Raw genomic sequence first — 20989 nt, 5'->3', positions numbered from 1 at the left:
TGGTCCAGTGGTGTAGTGGTTAACATGCCTCCCTGTCACGGAGGAGATCGTGGGTTCGAGTCCCATCTGGACCGCCATTCTGCAGATGTAGTTCAATGGTAGAACACAGCCTTGCCAAGGCTGATACGCGGGTTCAATTCCCGTCATCTGCTCCATCTAGTTGAGTTGAAAACCGCAGAGATGCGGTTTTTTGCTTATGTAAAGACGATGAATGCGGGAAATGGCGGACATGGAGGTTTTATAAAATCGAATGAATCCAAATTTTCATTTTTTTTAAAGAAGGGCTTGCATTTGAAAAAAGAATCCGGTATATTATCTAAGTAATCGAAATTGGTCCAGTGGTGTAGTGGTTAACATGCCTCCCTGTCACGGAGGAGATCGTGGGTTCGAGTCCCATCTGGACCGCCATTCTGCAGATGTAGTTCAATGGTAGAACACAGCCTTGCCAAGGCTGATACGCGGGTTCAATTCCCGTCATCTGCTCCATCTAGTTGAGTTGAAAACCGCAGAGATGCGGTTTTTTGCTTATGTAAAGGTGTTTTGCAGGGAACCGCTTAGTGCAGCGGAATGGCGGTGCGTGTAGTTTGCGTGTAGTTTTTATAGATTGCATTCAGCTCGTTTTTGAACGAGTTGCGCTGTTGCTCATAGATATGGGCATACACCTTATGTAGAATCTCGATCGTGTGGCCCAGACGGTCCGCTATCATCTGGTCCGGAAGCCCGTGCATTATCAGTAAACTAGCATGGGAATGGCGGAATCCGTGGAGAGTGATTCGCTTCACGCCGGCTTTCTCCATATACTCGTCGTGCTTACGCTTGAGTGTGGTGGGAGAGAGGGGCCGTATATCGCCAAAAACGTAAAAATCGTAGGAGAACCCGTCTCGGCGCTGATGGCGCTTATATCGCTCTAAAAGGGCGTTTCGGAGCGAGTCTGGCATATCAATCGTTCGGATGGATCGCCGTGTCTTTGGAGAGGTTCGGATCTGACCTCGCTTTTTGGTCTTGTTTGTGGCGGTCGCCTCGATCCGAATCTTTGATCCGCCGAAATCGACGTTTTCCCAACGCAGCGCGATCAGTTCGCCGCGCCGCACCCCGGTTTCCCAGAGGAAAAGGAAAATGTCTTTCCACTCCGGATCGTCTACGTAGGAGATGAAGTGCCAATACTCGTCTTCCGTCCAGAAATTTATTTCCGCTTCGTCACTTTTGACTGTTTCGTCCGGGTCTTGGTATTTTTTGACCTTTTGCGCCGGATTATCCGGAATGAGTTCCAGCTTCACAGCATAGGACAAGTATTTGGACAGGACCATTTTCGCATTATTGATCGTATTGGCAGCGTAGCGCGTCCCGTCCGGCTTTTCTTTTTCAAGCATGTTTGTCATCCATTGCGTGACAGCCGATACCGTGATGTCTTTGACCCGCTTCGATCCAAGGATCGGACTGATATGGCATTTGTACATTGTGAGATTGCTCATGAGCGTCGATTCTTTGACGCCTTCCAAAAGATAGCTGGCCGTGTATTGATCCACGAGAGCATCTAAAGTAATTGCTGCGGGCAGATTCTCTGATAAAGTCATCCGGATCCGCGCTTCTTCCGCTTCCGCGTCTTTCTTTTTCGCGAAGCCGCGCCGGCAAATATGGCGGCGTTTTCCATTTTGATCGGTAAAATTGATGTCGATCCGATACGAGACCTTTCCAGACCGAGATTTGTCCTTATAAACAGGCATAATAAAACCATCCTTTCATTTTCAAAAGAAGGATGGTAGAATCAAAGTGGTTTTGGTTGGTTTTACCATCCTTGCTATCCTCGTTCCTGCTGCAACAGGGGCGGGGATTTTTGGTTTGCTATGTATTACATTTTTCTCATGAAATACTCATACTTCGTATTTATTTTGAATCTGGTTACAAAGTTCAACAAAGAGCTGACCGGTTGCTAATGCATCGCTCGCAGATCTATGCGCTTCTTCGTTTTCGATGCCGTAGTAGTCGAGTAAGGTTCCAAGCTTAAAGTTTTCGACATCGTAATCGCTATCCCAATCATCGTCCCATGAATTCCCGTGATAATTTCTTTTCGGCGCTTTCAAAATTCTTCTTGATTGCTGCAATGTATCTATGTATTTATGCTTTGCTTCCATAATGTTTGATCCGCTGTAATAAAGCATTTTTAAATCAAATTGAAGGTTATGCCCTACAATGATTTGTCCATTGATAAATTTTTCGAATGCCGGGAGCACTTGGGCAATCGTAGGAGCGCCAGCTACCATTTCATTTGTAATGTGATTAACCGCCGTGGCTTCTTCAGGGATTTCTTTTTTAGGATTGATTAACGTTTGAAATCTTTCGACAGGTTCGCAATCTCTATATTTAATCGCCGATAATTCAACGATTCTATCTCTGTGGGGAGCCAAGCCGGTTGTTTCGGTATCTACAACTACAAAATGATCAAAGTGACCTGTACGAGTAATACCGGAATGAGTATATTCTGGAAATCCTTGCTTTCTATTTCTTTTTTCTTGAGATAACTCAATGTTATAAATTGGAATATCTTCCAATTCCGGCCCAGCATATTTTGGCTTATCTTTACTTTTTACATTGTTATCCGTAGTTAACGTTTTTCTACCTGATGGTTGAGTAGCGGTCGTTCTCTTTTGATTTTGAGGCAGGTCAGGAAGCGATGGATTAATAGGTTGTTCTTCGATTGGGAAAACCTGATCTTGTTTTTTCTGCACGATGAGGTATCTCCAAAAAGCTAATGCCGCAAAGACGAGAGCTCCTCCAATGTTTCCACTTGTGATACATCCAATAGCCATAATCACCAGAAACCAAAATAGGCCACCTAATTTATTCTTTCTTGTATTCATATTTCATTTTCCTTCTTTCTTAAATTTTTTTCTTCATAATTCGAATCATAAACTATGCACAACGAATTTTTCATCATTGAGCAAAGAAGTTACGGCCGCTTCACATTCGCCGCTTGTGCAAGATCCTAGATGAGACTCAAGTATATGGATTAATTCATGCTCGAAAGTTTTCCGTTGGGATTCTGAAGCAAAGCGTGGATTAATGGCAATCAAGTAATCACCGTCCCGAAAGGTGCAAAGCCCGCGAATGCGACATGTAAAGTTGAAGTAAATCACGTTTATATTGTGGATTGCACAATAATCGTCAAATGTCATTAAATCTCATCTCAATCATCCCTAATCATCCATTCCTCTCTGTTTTCTCAACATCTGCACAAAAACCAGCACAGATTCTATATCCTTTGGTTCTAGATCCTTCGTTTTGTCAAAAAGGATCGTGAGTTCATCGCTTTTAACGAGGTCGTTATAAATCGCCAATAAATCCGGCTTATCAGCAAGATAGTCGCGATTGGCTGCATCGTCGCCCCATTGAGGGTCAATAGTAGTTATTGCATCCGAGTCGATGAAAACCATTGGATCCACATTAAAAATTTCGGCCATCTTTTTTATTGTGGTTCTTTTTAGATTTTTTACTCTTCCACTTTCATATTTTGCAATAGCGGACTTCTGAACACCCAATCTATCTCCTAACTCTTGTTGAGTCCATCCTTTTTCTTTTCTTAATTTTCTAATTACATCTCCCGTAGTCATCTGCTTACCTCTGATTCAATTTTATAGAAAAGATTCCTATAAATCAACAAAATGTGACTGAAAGTGAATAAAAAGACACTTTTTTGTAGACAAGGGGAAATTGGAGTGTTATGATTTGTGTGTCTTAATAAGACACTTGAAAGGAGGATTCGATGGATCCAAATAAATTAAAGGCCCTTATGCTCGTAAATGGGGATACACGGAATACTTTAGCAGAATATTTGCATATTTCTCCTGCATCTTTGTCTTACAAAATGAATGAGACTCACGGTAGATGTTTTGATAAGAAAGAAATTGAAGATATTGCGAGAAAGTATTCGTTAACATCCAAAGAAATCAGCGATATTTTTTTTGAAGATTTAGTGTCTAAAAAAGACACTTAAAAAATAGAAAGGAGGTGAGTATAGTGGAGAACTTACTTTTGATCGTAATTTGCTGTGTACTGAGTTTTATGATCAGTGTTTTTGTTACTTATGTTGGATTCAATATGGCAGCGACTGAGATTTTAAAAATCAATGACGAACTCAGCGATAAGTATGCAAAAGATTTGCAAAATAAAATGACTGAAATCTTAACAGAAGCAGGAATTTTGAAATAAAAAGTCCGCATTAGCTGCAGACTTTTAAGAAACTGTAACCAAATGTGGTGACATCAGCAAAAAGAGAACCTGTAAAGGAGTGATGAACTATGAACATCATTGAAGCTACTAAAGCGGCAAATGAAAAAGGCTGGGTGGCCATAAGTAGAGAAGCATATATACTTTCCGGACTGATAGTAATTACTTCCAATAACGAAGGCCAACTATGGCTTTATGCGCCAGTTGAGCATCGTAATCAACTTATTCCATTATGGGAACCCAGCCAAGAAGACCTACTAGCAAAAGATTGGTATCCCGTTGGTATGACGAAAAACCGTTTGACTGAACTCATAAAGTCAAAAGTGTTAAACATACAATCCCTTAATTTGACTTGGGAGTAAGTTACCACTCAGTTACTTTAGCTCTTTCCATTAAGGTTTTGCGCCATTTATCTGGAACTTGACTTTTTGGAAAAGTGACACCATCTGCATCGCAAAGTTGCACGATTCGACCGTTTGCCTTACGAATGTGAAGCGACTTGAAAAATTCATCGTTCTCTTTGAGGGCGTCGTTAATAAAATTCTTGATTGTTTCTTTACATTCTTCCTCGCGGTCCCGTTTAAGGCTGTAGACGTATATTCGATAGTCTTGAATATCGAATGGTATTTTTTCAGCATCTTCTTCATTGCGAATCAGAACATAGGGCCTTTTGTTTGATAGACGATAGCCAATTTCAAGCATTACATTCGCGTTTAGCCCCGTAAGATCCGCAATGACAATATCTGAATCGTCAAGATCTTTGAATACCGCCTGACTTATGCTTCCAGGAGTGCATTTTTTATCGGCTCGTATGGATTCGAGTCCTAATTCTTTACACACTGGTTCAATTAAATATTTCAGTACGTGGTCTGCTTGTTCGCGAATTGTGCTATCTCTATCCCCGATTGGCGAAACAATAAAACACTTTTTCATAATCACACCTCCTTTCTATACATTGAGTATAGCAAAGTGAGGCACTAACAGAAAGGAGGCGAACTCATGCAGGAAATCAGCGAAACGCTGCGCAAGCGCTATATCTTGATGCGACGAGGGTTTTGCAATATCAAGGACATCCAGGCTTTTGTGCCTTGCGGGTATTCGAAAGCAAAGGAGATTCAGAAAAAAATTACGGAACAAATTTCGGAAGAAGGTTTCGAGTCGCTGAAAGGCGTGATTTTGACGGATCGTCTCATGCGCTTCATGCAGATTTCGGAGTCGAAAATTGTGATGGATTACGAAGCATTGAAAACTGATGCTTTGGAATAAAAGGAGAGAGCGATGACGAGTGAAAAGGAAAAAGCCCTTGAATTGGAGGTTCAAAGGCTAAAAAGATGTCTTTGGTTTCATGACCTTTTGTTTCTGGCCATTTTAACCGGACTACTAGTTAAAGAATTTTAATAGCCAGGTTAGTACACTAACTATTTCGATGATATGAGCGCAAAAAGCCCAAAATTCTTCGCGCGTCATCGGTTTAGTGAAAAAGCCGTCCTCAAGTATCTTAGGAAATCGAATCTTGCGGCGAGGCGGATTCGGTGGGTTAGGGTATTCCGGGATTATCCGCCTTGATTGGCACGGAAGCTCACAACGTAAGCTGTCGAATAAAGATGCAAAGTATTCATCGACCATTTCGCACAATTTCCGAATGATTTCTACTAAATCTTTTGCGACTTTTTCGATAACTGTATGTAGTTTTTGCATAACTTCGATGAGCGGTCGAAGGGCTTCCTTCAGATCAGGCACTGATACGTACGGAATTAAATTTTCCGGATTCATATTTTCACCCCCTTTCTATATTTCAAGTATAGCAAAGGAGAGCGTTCCGAGAGAAAGGAAACTGAATGAGTTTAATTTTAGCGTGTGTGGCCATAATCAAAAAACCACAAATGAGAATTAAAAAAAGCAGGGTTATTGAAATGACTCCAAAGGAGAAGAGCAATGAAAAACTTGAAAGAGATTGCCAGCTATGATGGCGAATGTGGAAGAGTGAAGATCTTCCACAAGACGATTTTGACGCCTGAACCGTGGATCGTGGCGCACGACTACGATCCGGCGACGGAAACGTGGGGATGGGGATCGTATTTTGTGACCGAGGCGGAGGCGCGAGAGCACTTCGCGGAGTACATCAAGACGTGGTCGGAGCTGATCGCCGGCCAGACGGAGGCGACAAGATGATTTACGGTGGAGCGGCGGTCTATCAGGACCGCGACAGAGTATTGTATTGGTGCCAAATCAGGGAAGATCACGAATATCAGTTCAAGGTCTTTCAGCGTGATCTAGAAACAAATGAAGTTTGTGAATGCGACGCGGCATGCTTCTCGTGGCATGATTCGCGGGAGCTGGCGGAAGAGGAGCTGCGTAACGTGGCCGAACTAAACGGCTGGGAACGTGTGATCGTGCTGGGGTACGTCTGGATCGACGAAATGGCAATCGCGACGATACCTTTCATCGAAGGCATGGGCACACTCGGTGAAGCGGATTATGAAACAATTTTATGCGCCAGTTGCGGAAAAATGGTGATTTGGAAGGAGGCGGAGCAGTCGAGATATCTCAGCGATGCCGCCGGCAATCCTTTCTGTGTGTGCCATGATTGCGCACGTGAAGAAGTGGAGGGAACCGCATTAGAAACCGCATCGTCGAAGCATGAATTGCGAGTGAAAGTGACTTGTGAAACGTCCTCGATCGACACAGCGATTCGGAAAATAGAGCGTCTGATGCGGTTGATTGATAGAGCGGAGAAGAAGATGGGCAAGCTGAAGGCCGATATGGATGACCTTAGGGAGTACAAAAATGAAAAAGGTTGATTTTGAATTTATGAACCGGATCAACACTGGCATCGAGCAAAGAGCTATGGACCGGTGGATCGCTTTGAATGAAAAAGCGGAGGCGGAAGCGACGAAGGAAGTGAGGGTGGCATTTGTCGTCGTGACGATCGTGATGCTGCTTATCTCTTTCGCGCTGGAGACTCCGCATTAGGGAGGGACTATGGAAAGGACAAGACGACCGACGCCAGCCATGAAAAAGCTGCAGATCATCGCGCGTCCGAAGATCTCTATGAGCGGGATCCGGAGCGTGATTGGATGCGGGACATCGCAGGCACATGAGATTTTCGACGCAATCCAGGACAGCTACCGCAATGCCGGTCAGCTGATCTACGATCGCAAGCGGGTGCTGACAAGAGATTTCCTTGATTCGCAAAATCTGACGGTCGAGGACATCCTCCGACAGCATCGCATTGAAAAAGAGGTTGATCTCTGGCAAGATCAACCCCCAAAAAATTAAACACATACAAATTATGACGAGCTTTTCCAGCCTCGTCAAGGGTCTATCAGATAAAAGAGCAAATACACAATACAAAACTTTCTATTCAAACATAAAAATGCCGTGTGACTGCAACTTATAATTCAATTTGCTCGATCGACTCCCACCGATCATCTGGTAGGCCGCTGACGGGGCTGGAGAAAAAAAGAAGGGAAACTATGGAAGATAAAATGATGAAGATTCGGACGCTGCTCGATCAGAACGCGTCCAGATATAGTGATACAGTCGTTTATCGCGACTGGGTGGAAATGATGGCTTGTGCCTTGCATAACGAGGTTCTTTACTCCTCGGAGGTCGAGAAAGCGTACATGTCTATTGCTGAAAAATATACGCGCGAAGAGATCTTCCGCTTTGTGAAAGCCTTTGCTGCTTTAACCGATCTCTTTGAGGAAGAAATCCGGGATTGGCTTGGCTTTGAGTATATGCGACAAGGCGGAAACGCCAAGACGGGACAGTTCTTTACTCCGTTCCATCTTTCGGAGGTGGTGGCGTCTTTACAGCCGCCTTTGGCGATGGAAATGATTGAGGAGCCGGCGTGCGGTTCAGGGTCGATGATCCTCGCGCGGGCGAAATATTTGCACAGCAAAAACATCGCGTACCAGGACACGATGTGCGTGACGGCGATCGACGTGGATCGCCATTGCGTCATGATGGCGTACGTGCAGCTTTCTTTGGCTGGGATTCAGGCGAAAGTGGTCCAAGGTAATACATTGACCGGCGATTTCCATTCGTGCTGGTATACGCCGATGTATATGCTCAAAGGATGTGATTTCTAATGAGCGAAAAGCAGGACTTGATGAACGCGATCGCCAGCCGGATCCAGGCGGAGATCCCGGGCATGAATATAAGCACGTTGATCAGCTTGCTGGCTTTGGAGATGGAGCCTTACGACATTTCAAAATCTTCGCGGGAAATCACGGTATACAGAGGATTTGAAAATAAAAAGCTGATTGAAAAATTCCTTGTCTGCAAAAGGGTGAAAGGGCTGACTCCAAAAAGTTTGACGATGTACAAAGAGTCTATCCACTTTTTGACCGGTCTGATGGGAAACCCGCCACTGATTAGCGAGGAGATCGAGAAATTATGAAGTATTACTGGCTAAAACTGAACGAAAACTTTTTTCAGGATAAGCGCATCAAGAAACTTCGAAAAGAAGAAGACGGCGACGCGCTTGTCTTGATCTATTTAAAGATCCAGCTGGCGTCGTTGAAGACCGGAGGCCGAATCGAATTTGAAAATGTCGAAGAAACGCTTGCGGAAGAGCTCGCCTTGGAAATCGACGAGGATGAAACGCTAGTGGCGCGTGTGGTGGGGTTTTTAGAGAAACAAGGTCTGCTAATTGAAACGGAAGAAGAGGGACAGTACGAGCTTCCAAGCGTTACATCCAACACAGTCAGCAAGGATTCTGCAACGCTCCGCGTCGAGAAGTATCGCGAAAAAAAGAAGAAAGAAACGGAAGCGCAAGAACAACCGTTACAAAGCAACGAACATCCGTTACATTGTAACGACGATGTAACGGATGGGTGTGAAAAACGAAACGTAGAGATAGAGATAGAAAGAAGAGATAGAGATAAAGATAGAAAAAAAGAAAAAAGCAAAAAAGAAAACCGCCCCTCTCGGTTTACCGTACCGACGGTCGATGAAGTGCGGGCGTACTGCGTATCGCGAAAGAATCAGGTGGATCCGGAAGCCTTTGTCGACTTTTACGAATCCAAAGGATGGACCATAGGGCAAAACAAGATGAAGGACTGGAAGGCGGCGGTGCGCACTTGGGAAAAGCGGGATATTTTTTCCGGCTCGTCGAAAAAGGAGGTCAACACCGGCTTGCCGGACTGGTACGACTACAAGCCGAACACACCGCCTTCGCCCGAACAGCTTGAAAAAGTGCTCGCAAGGCAGCGCGAACTCGTGGAAGCACGTGAAAAAAAAGAAAAGGAGAAAGAGGCTGAAAAGCGGTCGGAATCGGATCCGCTGTGGCCGTTTTAGACTATGAAGGAAATCACATCAGTAGGAAGATCGTGGGCTGTATGGGATGGTCTAGATCTGATTGGAATTTTTGACGAGTATGGCGACGCGGTCGATGCCGCGCTCGGATGGGATCGGCGCTTGTGGCCGTGGACGTATCTTTTCGATATCGAGCAGCGCGCTGCTACGTATGCGCAAAAGAAAAAGGAGGCGGACCGGTATGCTTGATCATGGGATGGCGTACTGGGAGATTGAGGAGATCCCGCGCCAAGTCGACCGGCATTGGATGACCGATTCGATGGCTGACCAGCTGGAAAAAGACCGGATTGTCGAGGTTTTGAAGCGAGAGCTCGGCCATCAGGAAGACCTCGATGATCTCAAATTTGATTTAGAGCAGGAGCAGATGGAGCGCTTTGCCATAGAAATGAATTTGGATGAATGCGAGGAAGAAAATGAATTGCTGAAGTCCAAGCTGAAGCAAATCGAAGCAGCTTGGATAAAGATGACAGGAAAGGAATTTGAATATGAGAAATTTTAAGCGAATGCCGGTCCAGCATTGCATACCGGTGCGACCGAAAATCTGGACTAAAAAGCAAATCGTCACGCCGATCCGCGCGAAAGTAGGAGTGCAGAATCCAAAAAATCGGGAATTTTATGAGTGGGTGGCGAAGCAGCCACGTAAAACCAAGGCGAATAAAATTTCAGAAATTATTTCAGGAATCGTATCCAGCGCTGTAGAAATGGTGAAGTCTTTAGAGCGGGCTTTGGCTCGTGTCATCGAGGCGGCAATCACGCGATTGGTCGAATTGGAGGCAAAGCTCGAATGATCAGGAATCAATGCAGGTACTGTGTCAATCTTACAGTGACCGATGTACACGGGTGCTATTGCGATGCAAAGGAAGAATTTCGGTCAGAAGAGTCATGCAAGCGGAAGATAAAGTGTCCATGCTTCGACTTTTGCATGATCGACGCTTTCCATACGCAGGATTACAGCGAATCAAAGTGGAAGCGGGCGCCAAAGTACGAGCAGCTAAAACTTTTTTAGAAGGGAAAAATGATGGAACGTAAAGAAGCTATTGAGCGAATAAAAAAACTAATGGCGGTGGCTGGAGACGAAAGCGCGACGGAAAATGAAGTGCTTGTTGCCATTGCAATGGCTGATAATTTGAGAATCAAATATAAAATCGCGGAGAATGAAATCGAAATAACTTCGAATGAGATTAAAAGAGCCGTTTTGTCTGAAAACAGCTATGGATATTATGCCTTTCCGCTCGCGGTTTTAGGAAATCATTTTCGGTGTGAAACGACAAGATGCGGACGAATTAATGGGAAACGGGTGCAATTCTTTGCGTATGGATTTGTGGAAGATATTGAGCTTTTAATTTCTGTAGTCGGAGCGATGTTCAAATATTTTGATCACGTTCTATTTGGTGGGCGGAAATATCCAAACCAGAAAATGAAATACAGCTATTTAGCAGGGTTCAGCGAGGGACTGCGCGAATCATTAGAAAGCACCGTGAAAGAATTGGACTTGGGAAAGAAGTGGGAAGTTGCCGTTGTTGGCGTGCCGAAAGTAGTAAAGGCATATGCACGATCAATAGTGCAGCAGGCACCACGAAATGAAGGATATGAAATTGATGTTTATTCGTATTTTGAAGGGCTTGAATCGGGACTAAAGTACTTAATTTGATAGGAGAGAGCATGGAATACATTTCAGTGAACCAAGAAAATCTGATGAAAATCGTTGAAGTTATGTATGCGACGGGCGGGATGTGCAATGTTGGGCACTGTTTGGATGATGACGAGCCATGTGAAATTTGCCCATTTCATGAAAGAGATTTGGATACATATAAAAATAACGTAATTTCATTTCTGACAGATAGCGACTTTTATAAAAGGAGATAAAATGCCAAAAAACAAGCTTACGGATTTGAATAACATACTTTTCGAGCAGCTTGAACGACTATCGGATGAAAGCCTGACGGCCGAAGAGCTCGAGCAGGAATGCAAGCGATCGAAGTCGATCGAGTCCATCGCAAAGACGATCATCACAGGCGCATCGGTCGCCCTGGAAGGTCAAAAGCTGATTGCGGAATATGGCGGGTACGATCGAATAACGAAAGCAGGCATCGAGATCCCAGATGCGCTGAAAATCGAGGGCAGCTATGCCGAAAGGTAAAGGGCGATATTGGACGGCCGAACAGAAAGAGTACCTGGCTACTGTCGTGCGCTCGCTGCCGTCGCGGGACGCGGCAGCCAAGATGAGCGAGTATTTTGGGATCGAGTTCACATACGAGCAAGTGAGAGCGGCCCGGAAACGATATAAGATCCCGAACGGCCAAAGTGGATATAATCTGGATCAAATTCGCGGATACTATCCGCCAAAGAGCGCGGCGGCGCTACGGCGTCGGGATAAAGGACTTTTTAAAAAAGGATTCCGGCCGCACAATACATGGCCAGTCGGGACGGTGCGAGCGGATGGTGAAGGATACATTGAGAAAAAGGTGCAGGACATTTCGAAGGTCGCGCACCGTGTCAACTGGAAGCGGCTGAGCGTGATCGTATGGGAGAAGCATCATGGACCGGTACCGGTCGGCTATGACATTGTGTACCTGGACGGAAACCGGCGGCACTGCTCGATTGAAAATCTGGCTTTGGTTGAAAGGGAAATCAAGCCATACATGAGCCGCGCCGGCCTGTACTACTCCGATCCAGATCTTACAAGGGTCGGGATCACGTTGGCCAAAGTCAAAGCGAAAAGGTATCAAAAAGAAGGGAAAGAGAAAAATGAAAAATCCAAAAATCGAAGCGCATCCGACAGTGCGAAATGCGAGGGCGGAAATCGCCCGGATACAGAAGGAGTATTATCGGGCGGTGATTGATCATCATTTCTACCGTGCAGGTGATCTAGATTTCGGGAGCCTTGACGAATTGGTTGAAAAAGCTACTGCAAAAAAGCCAATTTACCAGGCCGATGGATATGTCGACGGAGAGCTTGTATGTGATATGGCGCTTTGTCCGAATTGTAATAATGAATTTGAATATGGTTGGGAATGGGCAGTTCCTTACTGTCCCCAATGTGGGCAAGCGCTGGACTGGGACTGGGGAGACGAGGAATGAGCAAGTACGTGAAAGTAAATGAGGTAAAGTTGGAAGCGTTTCTAAATGAAATTCTTAATGAGGACGCATACTTTTTGTGTCAAAACAATAAGAAAGAGATTTGTAAAAAATACGCAAATATATGCAGAATGTGTCCGATGCACGTTTGGGAACATAAAGTACATATTCAAGAATTTAAGAAGTATTTAATGGATGTGGAAGGGTATGGAAACAAAAAATGAAAAATCCAAAAATCGAAACGCATCCGACAGTGCGAAATGCGAGGGCGGAAATCGCCAGAATCCGGGAAGACTACTATCAAGCTGTGGTGGATCATCATTTTCGGCGCGCCGGCGATCTCAACCGCTGCATTAAACAAAAAGAAAAAGAGCTGCGGCGCACAATACAGCATATGGAGGAGGCGCAATGCTGACGACTTTCGCGGCGTCGATCGTCGCAATGATCATGTATATGGTGGGTATTATCATCCTTGCTTTTGTGGCAGGGATGTGCGCCTTTATTATCGGATGTATAAGACTAGGGGGAATGGATCATGAGATGGAAAGTAAAAGATCGCGCCTTGATGACCAGGTGCATGGAGCTTCCGGTAAAGAAACCGATCGAAGTCGCGGTGCTACGGACTAACTGCGGTGGGGAGCATCCGATCAAGGTGACGGACAAGGATGGAAACGTCTTCTACTGCGCGGAGGGTGATTTGATGGATCCAGCCAGCAAGAACAAACCTGCGCCTATCGTAAAGTCCAAGCCGGTCCCGAGCGATCCGCCTTCAGCGCTGATAAGCTTTCAGGAGGTGTCGCGCCGCTTCCGGGCGATGCTTCGGGTTCAAGATCAATGCGATGGCAGCGTCGACGCGATCCTGGTCATCCAGATGGCCGAGAGGACGCTATACGAAGACATCAAAGCGGGATGCCGCTGGGAAGAATAAGTAAAGGAGAGGGTATAGATGGAGAAGGAAAAGACACCATTTGAAAAAATGTGGGAAAGGTATAAAGAGTGCTACTACCGGCCTTTGGAGCTGGACGAAAAGCTGGCGGAGCTGGAGACAAGGTTTAAGACGGCCGGGGCGATCGACTACGCCAAAGTGCCCTCGGAAACTTCTTCTTCGATGCCTCTCCCTTTATATTATGTGACATACAAAGACGAGATTCGTAAAGAGCAGGCGGAATGCCACGATTTGAGGATCCGTCTAAAGGCTGAAATCGAATCTTTGATCCGGGCAAATATCCGGCGCGACTCCTATGCGCAAATCGCTCGGAAGAAAATGCTCGATCTCAAGACGTCGAAGGTGATCGCCGCCGAGCTTGGATATAGCGAAGCACACGTCAGCCGAATCGTCAGTGAGTGCTTTGGCATCCTGAATCGGGTGAAAATATCAACAAATATCAATAAATATCAATGAATATCAATAAATATCAATGAATATCATTGGAAAATTTGATATAGTGTATGCATCAGAAAATGAAAAAAGCACCGGATACTTTAAGGAGCCCGGATGCGAAGAAAAGCCGTGCGGTCTGTGGACTGGCGGCTTTTCTTTTGGAGGAAAACATGAAAGTCATTTATGGAGTGGACAGTGCGATCATCCAGGTTGGACGGATCACAACCTCGGCCGGCTGGATGGAATTTGGTGGTCTGGTGGCTGAAATAGAGAACCTCAACGCAATCCATTAAAAAGGAAGCTCATTGCTGGGCTTCCTTGTGGCGCGCGATGTCGTCGCGGATGAGCTGCTTTACGTAAGCCGAGAAGACTTTGCCGTCTAGCCACTCGATAAGATCTTGATCGGTGTTTCGATTTAGGTCGATCTTTTTTTGGATCAGGGTTGCCTTCTTATACTTCGCGTCGGCGCGCTTTTTCGCATCGGAAATCATTTCGAATACCTCGTAAGAAATTTTGCGGTTCCAGCAAAAATGGATGCTCCGCCAAGCAAGTATGTCGTGACGCGAAGCGCTGGGCTTGCGGCTTTCATATTCAAGAAAAGCGCAATCACAAAAAGGGATATAGAGATTAAAAGATTCATGGTTTTCATTTTTGCCACCTCCGAGTAAAATGAATTTGTAAGGAGAAAGGGTGGAACCGAAGGGAATTTTCATTCCCTTCGATTGTGATCCGCCAGCCACATCAGAATGCTTGCTATGCCAATTAAAGCTTCAATGATGGCGGCTAACGCGACTACGATGATTTCGATTCGTTTCATCAACCTTTCCTCCTTACACTTATATTATACAGTAGTACGCATGTAAAAGCAAGTAGAAATTACAATCTTTTTGAATTATTTTTTCGATATTAAATAAGCATCTCGAATGGTCGGGGTGCTTTTTTCGTGGAAAGGAGGTGAGTATACGCTGCTGAAATCATGCCGATCGTGTGGTCGGTTGATCCCATACGGCGCCGCGCGGTGTCCAGACTGCCAGCGTGAACACGACGCGAAAGCAAAGGCGAAGGCGATCGAATCGAAGCGGGCACGTGATCGGCGATACAATGCGCGACGCGATCCGAAGCAGCGCGCATTTTACAACTCGAAAGAATGGAAAGCGCTGTCGGCTCGGGTAATGGCAGCCGCCGGCTATCGCTGCGCATCGTGCGGGAAGCCGCTTGGATCGAAGAGGGAGGATGGCAGCGTCGTCGTGCTGGAAGTCGACCACATCGAGCCGATTCAGTCGACTTCCGGATGGGAGAAAAGATTCGACGAAAAAAATCTCCGGTGCCTATGTACGTATTGCCACAACCGGAAGCACGGACGCTTCACCCCGAGGGGTGGGTAATAAAGTTTTTGCCATTGGGAAATAACGGCGGCAATAGGGAACACCGTGGAAAAAAATCCGTTTTCGCCAGTTTAAAAAAGAAAAATCAAAAGGAGGTGGGATGATGCCACGAAGAAAAGAACCGGTGGACTTGATATTGGCCAAAGGCAAGTCTCACCACATCACAAAAGAGATCGAGGAGCAACGGCGCGCCGGCGAGCTGAAGGTGCCTTTCAAAAAAATCGAGCCCCCGCCGATGCTTCGGACGAAAAAGCGCAAGGAAGAATTTATTGAAATTGCCGAAATGCTCGACGCGATCGGGATTTGGACGGAGCTCGATGCCACGGTCTTGGCGATGTTCGTTATCGCGCGATCAGAATATGCGAAATTCACGGCGCTCCTCGAGAAAGAAATGGCAGCCAAAGAAATCGGCTGGAAAGCGATTGAGCACACGCAGATCTCGCAAAACGCCGCTTTTAAGCAGGTCATGACATGCGCCAGTCGGCTCGGCCTGACAATCACGGACCGCTGTAAGATCGTCATGCCGCAAGCGCCGGAACAGCCAAAAGAAAACAAATTTGCAAAATTGCTGAAAGGGGAGTTCGATGCGTGATCCTGTCACTCAATACGCGATCGACTGTCTGGCTGACCAGCTCACGATCGGCTCGCTGCAAAACGTGAAGATGGGCCATTTGCACAAAATGGCATGCAAAAGGCATATCGACGACCTTGAAAAGTCGAAAGATCCGGATTTTCCGTACGAATGGAAGCCGGAATTGGCGCAAAAGATCCTGGATTTTGCCGGGATGCTTACCGTAAAAGAAGGATACCAGCCCAAGCCACTGAAGCTTTTGCGATGCCAGGCTTTCGACCTCGGTTGCCGCTTTGGATGGGTGAAAAAAAGGAATGGGAGGCGGCGCTTTCGCCGGTCTTACTATTCGGTCGGTCGGCAAAACGGTAAGAGCATGCAAAATGGCATCATGGGACCATACGTGGCCGGTTTCTCCGGGTACCAGGAAGGTGCGCTCTTTTGTGCGGCCACGAAAAAAGATCAAGCAAAGATCGCGTGGAATGAGATGCGCAAATTCATCGAAGCCGATTCCGATCTCTCCGAGCTTTTCAGCGTCAAAGAGTACACGAGTGAGATCCGCTGTTTGCCGACAAAATGCACAATCAAGGCTTTATCGAAAGAAGGCGGGTTGGACGATGGCTTTCGCTCGATCTTCTCGAGCCTGGATGAATTGCATCAGATGAAAGACAACGCCGTTTACGAGTCGGTGTACAAAGGGACGAAACGGCTTCCGGAAACTTTAGTGTCGATGATCTCGACGCGCGGAAAGGACAGCAATTCCTTTTGCAAGGAAATCGACGACTACGCGGTAAAGATTTTGGAAGGCTTGGCAATCGCGGATGATTTTTTCGCGGACATTTACTGCGTCGATCCAGGGGACGACTGGTGGATCCCGGAAACCTGGGTGAAAGCAAATCCTTTTTTGTGCAGCGATCCGGATGGTCTCGAAAATTTGCGCGACGATGCGCGGACGGCCAAAGATATGCAGGGGCAGACGCTTCGCGATTTTGTCGTAAAGACACTCAATCTTTGGACGATCAACGAGGATACGCAGTATATTGCCAAAGACGCGCTGGCAGCGTGCGCCTGTGAAGAAGATTTGGCTGACTACGCAGGGGCGAGATGCTGGGCAGGGCTGGATCTTTCAAGCGGCGGCGACCTTACGACGATTCATCTTGAGATCGAAACGGATCGTAAAGATATTTCGCACAACTGGTCGCATTCTTTCATGCCTCGCGGGCGCCTTGATGAGCACATCAAGTCCGATATAGCGCCTTATGACGTGTGGGAATCGCAAGGTCTGATCACCGCGACTGGCGGCACCGGCGACTTCAAAAACGATTACAAGTTTATCGTCAAAACGCTGCGGGAAGCACTCGACCGATACGATCTCAAACTGCAAGGGATCGGCATCGACAACCACAACGCCGACGGCGTCCTGGCGGACCTGGAAGATTTTGGTGTGCCGGTCATCGTGATCACGCAGTCGGCCAAGTCCCTGAATGACGCGACCGTCGAAGTGCAGCTTGACATCAAGTCCGGCAACTATCGCTACAACAAAAAGTCGGAATTGATGGCTTGGTCCTTCGCCAATGCCGCAGTCGTCGGCAACTCTTTCGGGGAAATCAAGGTCGACAAGGAGGTCGGCAAGAGGACGCGTCGTATTGACGCGGTCGACGCCGCGATCGACGCCAGGGCGTGCAAGCTGCGCCTTGCCAAAGAGGAAAAGCCGATCGACGCGGAAGAGCACGTTAATCGGTATATGGAAGCAATGGGGTGGAAGTAATGAATGTTTGGAAGCGAATCAGGAATTTTTTTAAAGGAGTCAGCCCGGGAATGGATCGGGAGGTGGAGATGGCGCAGCTGCTCGACTTTTTGGGAATCGACAAAAACTTGGACGCGTCGGCGATGTCCGAGGCGACCTACTACACTTGTATCAAAGTTTTGGCGGAGTCGCTGGGCAAGCTGCCGCTCAAGTATATCCAGCGCGACGATCGAGGAAACCTGACCGAGTTGCGGCAGAAAAAGCTGTACCACACGCTGAATGCTCGCCCCAATCCGTATATGCCGGCCAGCCTTTTTTGGGCGACAATCGAGCAAAATCGAAATCACTTTGGCAACGCCTACGTGCTGATCACAGGGGCGGGCGATGACCAGCAGCTTTGGATCCTGCCGCCCGATCAGGTGCAAGTGTGGTACGACAACGCCAGGCTGCTCAAAGACGTCCCGGACGTGTACTACCAGTATTCATCCGGCGGTGGTCAGTATCTTTTCAGCAGTGACCAGGTCATGCATTTCCGATCGGGCACGACACGGGATGGAATCACAGGCATCCCGGTCCGAGAAAGCCTGCGAGACACGGTCAGCGGCGCCAAAAAGGCGCAGAGGCTACTGAACAAATTGTACTCGACTGGGTTCACGGCAAAGGCGGTCCTCAATTACACAGGGGATCTTAGCGATGAATCGGAGAAGAAGCTACTGCGCCACATCGAGGCTTACGCGAAAGGTGAATTGACGAGGGAAGGCATCGAAAATATCATTCCGATCCCGATCGGGATGTCGCTTCAGCCACTAAATATGAAGCTGACTGATTCCCAGTATTTAGAGATCAAGCAGTATTCGGCCATCCAGATCGCGTCCGCCTTTGGCATCAAGCCGACACAGATCGGCGACTACTCGAAAGCGTCCTACGCTTCGGCCGAAGCTCAAAGTAATGCCTTTTACGTCGATACCTTGCTTTATATCGTAAAGCAATATGAGGAGGAGATTTGCTATAAGATGCTGACGGACGAGGATCGGCGGTCTGGACAGTACGTCAAATTTAACATCGACGTCATCATGCGCGCGGATTTCGCTTCGAAAGTCCAGGCGTTAAGTACGGCTGTCAACGGATTCCTGATGAAGCCGAACGAGGCGAGAGCGAAGCTCGACCTTGGCGCCGTGGAAGGTGGCGACCGGCTGCTTGGAAATGGCGCGTCGATCCCGATCGAATTGACGGGATCTCAATATGTAGAAGGAGGTGAAAATCATGCATGAATTTTGTAAAGCGGCGCAGTTGCGCGTCGGCGAGGTCGATAATGCAGAACTGGCGAAGATCAACTGCTACGCTTTGGAACCTTTAAAAGCGGAGGACATCTTCGCGTTTAAAGTGATTGCCGGCGACAATCGACCGGATGATCGCAATTCCGAGCCTTTTACAGCCGAATCAATCCAAGATATGGCGAAGCTGTATGCCGGCAAGCCGATGATCTGGGAGCACGGACGCGGACAAAAAGGATCGGAGCAGATTGCGCGTGTCTATGAAGCGGCCGCCGTCGCGACCGGCAAATCTTTGGAAGATGGGACGCCGGAGATGCAGCTCGTACTCAAGGCGTACATGCTCAACAATGAGAGTACAAAAGATTTGATTGCTGAAATCAGAGCGGGAATCAAAAAAGAGGTGAGCACATCATGCCGTCCGAAAAAGCTTGTATGCTCGATCTGTGGCGCTGACAATATGGTGGCGTACTGTCGGCACTGGGCCGGACATTCGTATGACGGGAAAACGTGTCAGATGACGATTGACGGTGTGAAAGACGTTTTTGAAATCAGTTTTGTCGGTATCCCGGCACAGCCTCGAGCAGGCGTGTCAAAAGCTAAGAGGTATAATCCGGATCTTCCGGAAAAGAAACCGTCTGATTTTAATGATGAAGAGAAAAAGGAAGCTCGATTCGATGAAAAGGAACTGGTCGAAATGGAACTTTTTTTGATGGCCGAAGAAGCGGCCGAGGAGGAATAGGAAAATGAATCGTGAATTGAAAGAAATCTTTGCGTCGATGCAAAGCAAGTTTGCCGAGATCAAAGCGTGCGAGGATCCGGAAAAGGCAAAAACCCTGATGGACGAGTACAAAGAGCTGAAAAAGAAGTACGACATGAAAAAGGAAGCCTACGAAACTGAAAAGGAAATGGCGGTTTTGAAAGCTGCGCAAAATCCGATGCCAATGCCGGACAGCATTGATACCGTAAAGACGGTCGCTGAAGATAAAAAAGCCAAAACGGCGGAGGAAGTCGGCGCGCTGGTCGTCAAGCAGGTGAAGGAACTCATCCAACCATCGGGAAAGGCCGATAAGGATTTGAGTGAGACAGTCGACGCGGATGGCGGCTATGTCGTGCCAGTCGATGCGCAGACCCAGATCAATCAGTATAAGCGCGCAAACTGCTCTTTTTTGGATGAAATCAGCGTCGAAACGGTATCGACAAAAAAAGGCACACGCGTCTACCAGACGAAAGGAAGCCCGGCCGCTTTCCAAAAGCTGACGGAGGACGGGATGCTCGCTGAAGATGATTCGACGGACACATCGAAAAAATCAAATATGGTCGCGTCGCCAAAATTTGAGCAGAAAAGCTTCGGCATCCAGGATTACGCAGGATTCATGCCGGTGCCGAACAATCTGATCGCGGACAGCGACGCGAACATCTTGAATGTCGTCTACAAATGGCTGGCGGAAGCCGAGACGGCGACGGACAACGCGGAGATCTTGGGACTTTTGGGGGCTGCCGAAATGGGTTCCGGATGGGATGCGATCGACGGATTGGATGGCCTCAAAAAAGCGGTGAATGTGACGCTGGGGCAGGCCTACGCCGGATCCATGAAGATTCATACGAATGACGACGGGTTGCAGTATTTAGACACGCTGAAGGACAAAAATGATCGCCCGCTGCTCAATCCGGTCCCGAACGAGCCGGGCAAGATGCAGCTCACGATTGGCTTCCGGACAATCCCGGTGTCTGTCAAGCCAAACGCGTACTTTGCGTCTCAAAAAGCAACAACAACGGCTGGCGGCAAGATCCCGATGATCATTGGCGATATGAAAGAGGCGATCCGCAAGTATGACCGGCAGCAGCTCGTGCTGGCCGCATCCAATGTCGCGGCGATTGGCGGAATCAACGCTTTTGCGCAAAACCTGACGATGATCCGCGGCATCATGCGTGCCGACTACAAGCTGATCGACGCAAATGCGATCGTCAAAGGGTACATCGCGACGCCAAAAGCAACCGCTTAGGATGTGA

At 47.2% G+C, this 20989-nt stretch carries 34 protein-coding genes and 4 tRNA genes; 32 read left to right on the top strand and 6 right to left on the bottom strand.

Going from position 1 to position 20989, the window contains the following annotated elements:
* The first annotated feature begins 1 nt into the window (after position 1).
* The 4 genes from ABNS49_RS05935 (at position 2) to ABNS49_RS05920 (ending at position 486) form a co-directional block, all read left to right on the top strand.
* A tRNA-Asp gene (locus ABNS49_RS05935) sits at positions 2–77 on the top strand.
* A gap of 4 nt (positions 78–81) precedes the next feature.
* Positions 82–155, top strand: a tRNA-Gly gene (locus ABNS49_RS05930).
* 177 nt (positions 156–332) lie between these two features.
* Positions 333–408 (top strand) — tRNA-Asp (locus ABNS49_RS05925).
* A 4-nt stretch (positions 409–412) separates the two neighbouring features.
* Positions 413–486, top strand: a tRNA-Gly gene (locus ABNS49_RS05920).
* A 68-nt stretch (positions 487–554) separates the two neighbouring features.
* Here the strand turns inward: ABNS49_RS05920 and ABNS49_RS05915 are convergent.
* The 3 genes from ABNS49_RS05915 to ABNS49_RS05905 form a co-directional block, all read right to left on the bottom strand.
* Positions 555–1724: a tyrosine-type recombinase/integrase gene (locus tag ABNS49_RS05915; protein WP_289197644.1), complete on the bottom strand. Its 1170-nt coding sequence runs from the start codon at positions 1722–1724 to the stop codon at positions 555–557.
* A gap of 147 nt (positions 1725–1871) precedes the next feature.
* Positions 1872–2858: a 3'-5' exonuclease gene (locus ABNS49_RS05910; RefSeq protein ID WP_348688050.1), complete on the bottom strand. Its 987-nt coding sequence runs from the start codon at positions 2856–2858 to the stop codon at positions 1872–1874.
* A 336-nt stretch (positions 2859–3194) separates the two neighbouring features.
* Positions 3195–3608: a helix-turn-helix transcriptional regulator gene (locus ABNS49_RS05905; RefSeq protein ID WP_305084737.1), complete on the bottom strand. Its 414-nt coding sequence runs from the start codon at positions 3606–3608 to the stop codon at positions 3195–3197.
* Positions 3609–3760: 152 nt separating this feature from the next.
* Here ABNS49_RS05905 and ABNS49_RS05900 point away from each other — a divergent pair, with 152 nt between their 5' ends.
* The 3 genes from ABNS49_RS05900 to ABNS49_RS05890 all read left to right on the top strand — a co-directional run bounded on the left by ABNS49_RS05900 (position 3761) and on the right by ABNS49_RS05890 (position 4586).
* The gene (locus ABNS49_RS05900) at positions 3761–3991 is read left to right on the top strand and encodes a hypothetical protein (RefSeq protein ID WP_290172159.1); all 231 of its coding nucleotides are present in this window, start codon (positions 3761–3763) and stop codon (positions 3989–3991) included.
* 23 nt (positions 3992–4014) lie between these two features.
* Positions 4015–4206, top strand: a complete 192-nt coding sequence (locus ABNS49_RS05895; RefSeq protein WP_289197466.1) for a hypothetical protein — start codon at positions 4015–4017, stop codon at positions 4204–4206.
* An 89-nt stretch (positions 4207–4295) separates the two neighbouring features.
* Entirely contained in the window at positions 4296–4586 is a 291-nt protein-coding gene (locus tag ABNS49_RS05890) for a hypothetical protein (RefSeq protein ID WP_289197467.1), read from the top strand.
* A 1-nt stretch (position 4587) separates the two neighbouring features.
* On the opposite strand, the gene ABNS49_RS05885 is transcribed toward ABNS49_RS05890, so the two are convergent.
* Entirely contained in the window at positions 4588–5157 is a 570-nt protein-coding gene (locus tag ABNS49_RS05885) for a hypothetical protein (protein WP_289197469.1), read from the bottom strand.
* A gap of 66 nt (positions 5158–5223) precedes the next feature.
* On the opposite strand from ABNS49_RS05885, the gene ABNS49_RS05880 reads away from it, so the two are divergent.
* Positions 5224–5490 (top strand): hypothetical protein, encoded by a 267-nt coding sequence (locus tag ABNS49_RS05880; RefSeq protein ID WP_289182962.1) that lies wholly within the window; start codon positions 5224–5226, stop codon positions 5488–5490.
* Positions 5491–5604: 114 nt separating this feature from the next.
* Here the strand turns inward: ABNS49_RS05880 and ABNS49_RS05875 are convergent, their stop codons facing one another.
* A complete protein-coding gene (locus ABNS49_RS05875) occupies positions 5605–5997 on the bottom strand; it encodes a hypothetical protein (RefSeq protein ID WP_289182961.1) in 393 nt (130 codons plus the stop codon).
* 162 nt (positions 5998–6159) lie between these two features.
* Here ABNS49_RS05875 and ABNS49_RS05870 point away from each other — a divergent pair, with 162 nt between their 5' ends.
* From ABNS49_RS05870 to ABNS49_RS05785, 18 genes are all read left to right on the top strand, one after another.
* Positions 6160–6396 carry a hypothetical protein gene (locus ABNS49_RS05870; RefSeq protein WP_289197471.1) on the top strand — a complete coding sequence of 79 codons (237 nt, stop codon included), beginning with the start codon at positions 6160–6162 and terminating at the stop codon, positions 6394–6396.
* A complete protein-coding gene (locus ABNS49_RS05865; protein ID WP_289197472.1) occupies positions 6393–7025 on the top strand; it encodes a hypothetical protein in 633 nt (210 codons plus the stop codon). The genes ABNS49_RS05870 and ABNS49_RS05865 overlap by 4 nt, the downstream gene beginning before the upstream one ends.
* Complete coding sequence (locus ABNS49_RS05860) at positions 7012–7197, top strand: hypothetical protein (protein WP_289182960.1); 186 nt, start codon at positions 7012–7014, stop codon at positions 7195–7197. Before ABNS49_RS05865 ends, ABNS49_RS05860 begins: the two co-directional genes overlap by 14 nt.
* Positions 7198–7206: 9 nt before the next feature.
* Complete coding sequence (locus ABNS49_RS05855) at positions 7207–7503, top strand: hypothetical protein (RefSeq protein ID WP_289182959.1); 297 nt, start codon at positions 7207–7209, stop codon at positions 7501–7503.
* A gap of 197 nt (positions 7504–7700) precedes the next feature.
* Positions 7701–8318 (top strand): N-6 DNA methylase, encoded by a 618-nt coding sequence (locus tag ABNS49_RS05850; RefSeq protein WP_289182958.1) that lies wholly within the window; start codon positions 7701–7703, stop codon positions 8316–8318.
* Positions 8318–8629 carry a hypothetical protein gene (locus ABNS49_RS05845; protein WP_289182957.1) on the top strand — a complete coding sequence of 104 codons (312 nt, stop codon included), beginning with the start codon at positions 8318–8320 and terminating at the stop codon, positions 8627–8629. The genes ABNS49_RS05850 and ABNS49_RS05845 overlap by 1 nt, the downstream gene beginning before the upstream one ends.
* The gene (locus ABNS49_RS05840) at positions 8626–9528 is read left to right on the top strand and encodes a phage replisome organizer N-terminal domain-containing protein (RefSeq protein ID WP_289182956.1); all 903 of its coding nucleotides are present in this window, start codon (positions 8626–8628) and stop codon (positions 9526–9528) included. The genes ABNS49_RS05845 and ABNS49_RS05840 overlap by 4 nt, the downstream gene beginning before the upstream one ends.
* Positions 9529–9531: 3 nt before the next feature.
* Entirely contained in the window at positions 9532–9735 is a 204-nt protein-coding gene (locus ABNS49_RS05835; RefSeq protein ID WP_348688045.1) for a hypothetical protein, read from the top strand.
* Positions 9728–10045, top strand: a complete 318-nt coding sequence (locus tag ABNS49_RS05830; protein WP_348688043.1) for a hypothetical protein — start codon at positions 9728–9730, stop codon at positions 10043–10045. Before ABNS49_RS05835 ends, ABNS49_RS05830 begins: the two co-directional genes overlap by 8 nt.
* Positions 10032–10334 carry a hypothetical protein gene (locus ABNS49_RS05825; RefSeq protein WP_289197474.1) on the top strand — a complete coding sequence of 101 codons (303 nt, stop codon included), beginning with the start codon at positions 10032–10034 and terminating at the stop codon, positions 10332–10334. The genes ABNS49_RS05830 and ABNS49_RS05825 overlap by 14 nt, the downstream gene beginning before the upstream one ends.
* A 227-nt stretch (positions 10335–10561) precedes the next feature.
* Complete coding sequence (locus ABNS49_RS05820; protein WP_289197477.1) at positions 10562–11197, top strand: DUF2786 domain-containing protein; 636 nt, start codon at positions 10562–10564, stop codon at positions 11195–11197.
* A 216-nt stretch (positions 11198–11413) separates the two neighbouring features.
* On the top strand, positions 11414–11686 hold the full coding sequence (locus ABNS49_RS05815; RefSeq protein ID WP_289197478.1) for a hypothetical protein: 273 nt from the start codon (positions 11414–11416) through the stop codon (positions 11684–11686).
* A complete protein-coding gene (locus ABNS49_RS05810) occupies positions 11673–12389 on the top strand; it encodes an HNH endonuclease signature motif containing protein (protein WP_289197479.1) in 717 nt (238 codons plus the stop codon). Before ABNS49_RS05815 ends, ABNS49_RS05810 begins: the two co-directional genes overlap by 14 nt.
* Entirely contained in the window at positions 12382–12627 is a 246-nt protein-coding gene (locus ABNS49_RS05805) for a hypothetical protein (protein WP_289197480.1), read from the top strand. The genes ABNS49_RS05810 and ABNS49_RS05805 overlap by 8 nt, the downstream gene beginning before the upstream one ends.
* A gap of 217 nt (positions 12628–12844) precedes the next feature.
* Positions 12845–13039 (top strand): hypothetical protein, encoded by a 195-nt coding sequence (locus ABNS49_RS05800; protein ID WP_289197481.1) that lies wholly within the window; start codon positions 12845–12847, stop codon positions 13037–13039.
* 120 nt (positions 13040–13159) lie between these two features.
* Complete coding sequence (locus ABNS49_RS05795; protein WP_290155420.1) at positions 13160–13552, top strand: hypothetical protein; 393 nt, start codon at positions 13160–13162, stop codon at positions 13550–13552.
* A gap of 18 nt (positions 13553–13570) precedes the next feature.
* The gene (locus tag ABNS49_RS05790) at positions 13571–14026 is read left to right on the top strand and encodes a hypothetical protein (RefSeq protein ID WP_305084733.1); all 456 of its coding nucleotides are present in this window, start codon (positions 13571–13573) and stop codon (positions 14024–14026) included.
* Between the two features lie 47 nt (positions 14027–14073).
* Entirely contained in the window at positions 14074–14298 is a 225-nt protein-coding gene (locus ABNS49_RS05785; RefSeq protein ID WP_305084732.1) for a hypothetical protein, read from the top strand.
* Positions 14299–14307: 9 nt separating this feature from the next.
* On the opposite strand, the gene ABNS49_RS05780 is transcribed toward ABNS49_RS05785, so the two are convergent.
* Positions 14308–14745, bottom strand: a complete 438-nt coding sequence (locus ABNS49_RS05780; protein ID WP_305085547.1) for a hypothetical protein — start codon at positions 14743–14745, stop codon at positions 14308–14310.
* A 183-nt stretch (positions 14746–14928) separates the two neighbouring features.
* On the opposite strand from ABNS49_RS05780, the gene ABNS49_RS05775 reads away from it, so the two are divergent.
* The 6 genes from ABNS49_RS05775 to ABNS49_RS05750 all read left to right on the top strand — a co-directional run bounded on the left by ABNS49_RS05775 (position 14929) and on the right by ABNS49_RS05750 (position 20982).
* Entirely contained in the window at positions 14929–15390 is a 462-nt protein-coding gene (locus tag ABNS49_RS05775) for an HNH endonuclease signature motif containing protein (RefSeq protein ID WP_305084731.1), read from the top strand.
* A gap of 103 nt (positions 15391–15493) precedes the next feature.
* Positions 15494–15982 (top strand): phage terminase small subunit P27 family, encoded by a 489-nt coding sequence (locus ABNS49_RS05770; protein WP_290155562.1) that lies wholly within the window; start codon positions 15494–15496, stop codon positions 15980–15982.
* A complete protein-coding gene (locus ABNS49_RS05765; RefSeq protein WP_305084730.1) occupies positions 15975–17726 on the top strand; it encodes a terminase TerL endonuclease subunit in 1752 nt (583 codons plus the stop codon). The genes ABNS49_RS05770 and ABNS49_RS05765 overlap by 8 nt, the downstream gene beginning before the upstream one ends.
* Before the next feature lie 50 nt (positions 17727–17776).
* Complete coding sequence (locus tag ABNS49_RS05760; protein WP_305084729.1) at positions 17777–18976, top strand: phage portal protein; 1200 nt, start codon at positions 17777–17779, stop codon at positions 18974–18976.
* Positions 18969–19718 carry a hypothetical protein gene (locus ABNS49_RS05755; RefSeq protein ID WP_305084728.1) on the top strand — a complete coding sequence of 250 codons (750 nt, stop codon included), beginning with the start codon at positions 18969–18971 and terminating at the stop codon, positions 19716–19718. The genes ABNS49_RS05760 and ABNS49_RS05755 overlap by 8 nt, the downstream gene beginning before the upstream one ends.
* A gap of 4 nt (positions 19719–19722) precedes the next feature.
* Positions 19723–20982: a phage major capsid protein gene (locus ABNS49_RS05750; RefSeq protein ID WP_305084727.1), complete on the top strand. Its 1260-nt coding sequence runs from the start codon at positions 19723–19725 to the stop codon at positions 20980–20982.
* The last annotated feature ends 7 nt before the right edge of the window (positions 20983–20989 follow it).

The sequence above is a fragment of the uncultured Dubosiella sp. genome, from assembly GCF_964018005.1.
Classification (GTDB): Bacteria; Bacillota_I; Bacilli_A; order Erysipelotrichales; family Erysipelotrichaceae; genus Dubosiella; species Dubosiella muris.
This window is presented reverse-complemented; position numbering and strand designations above follow the sequence as displayed.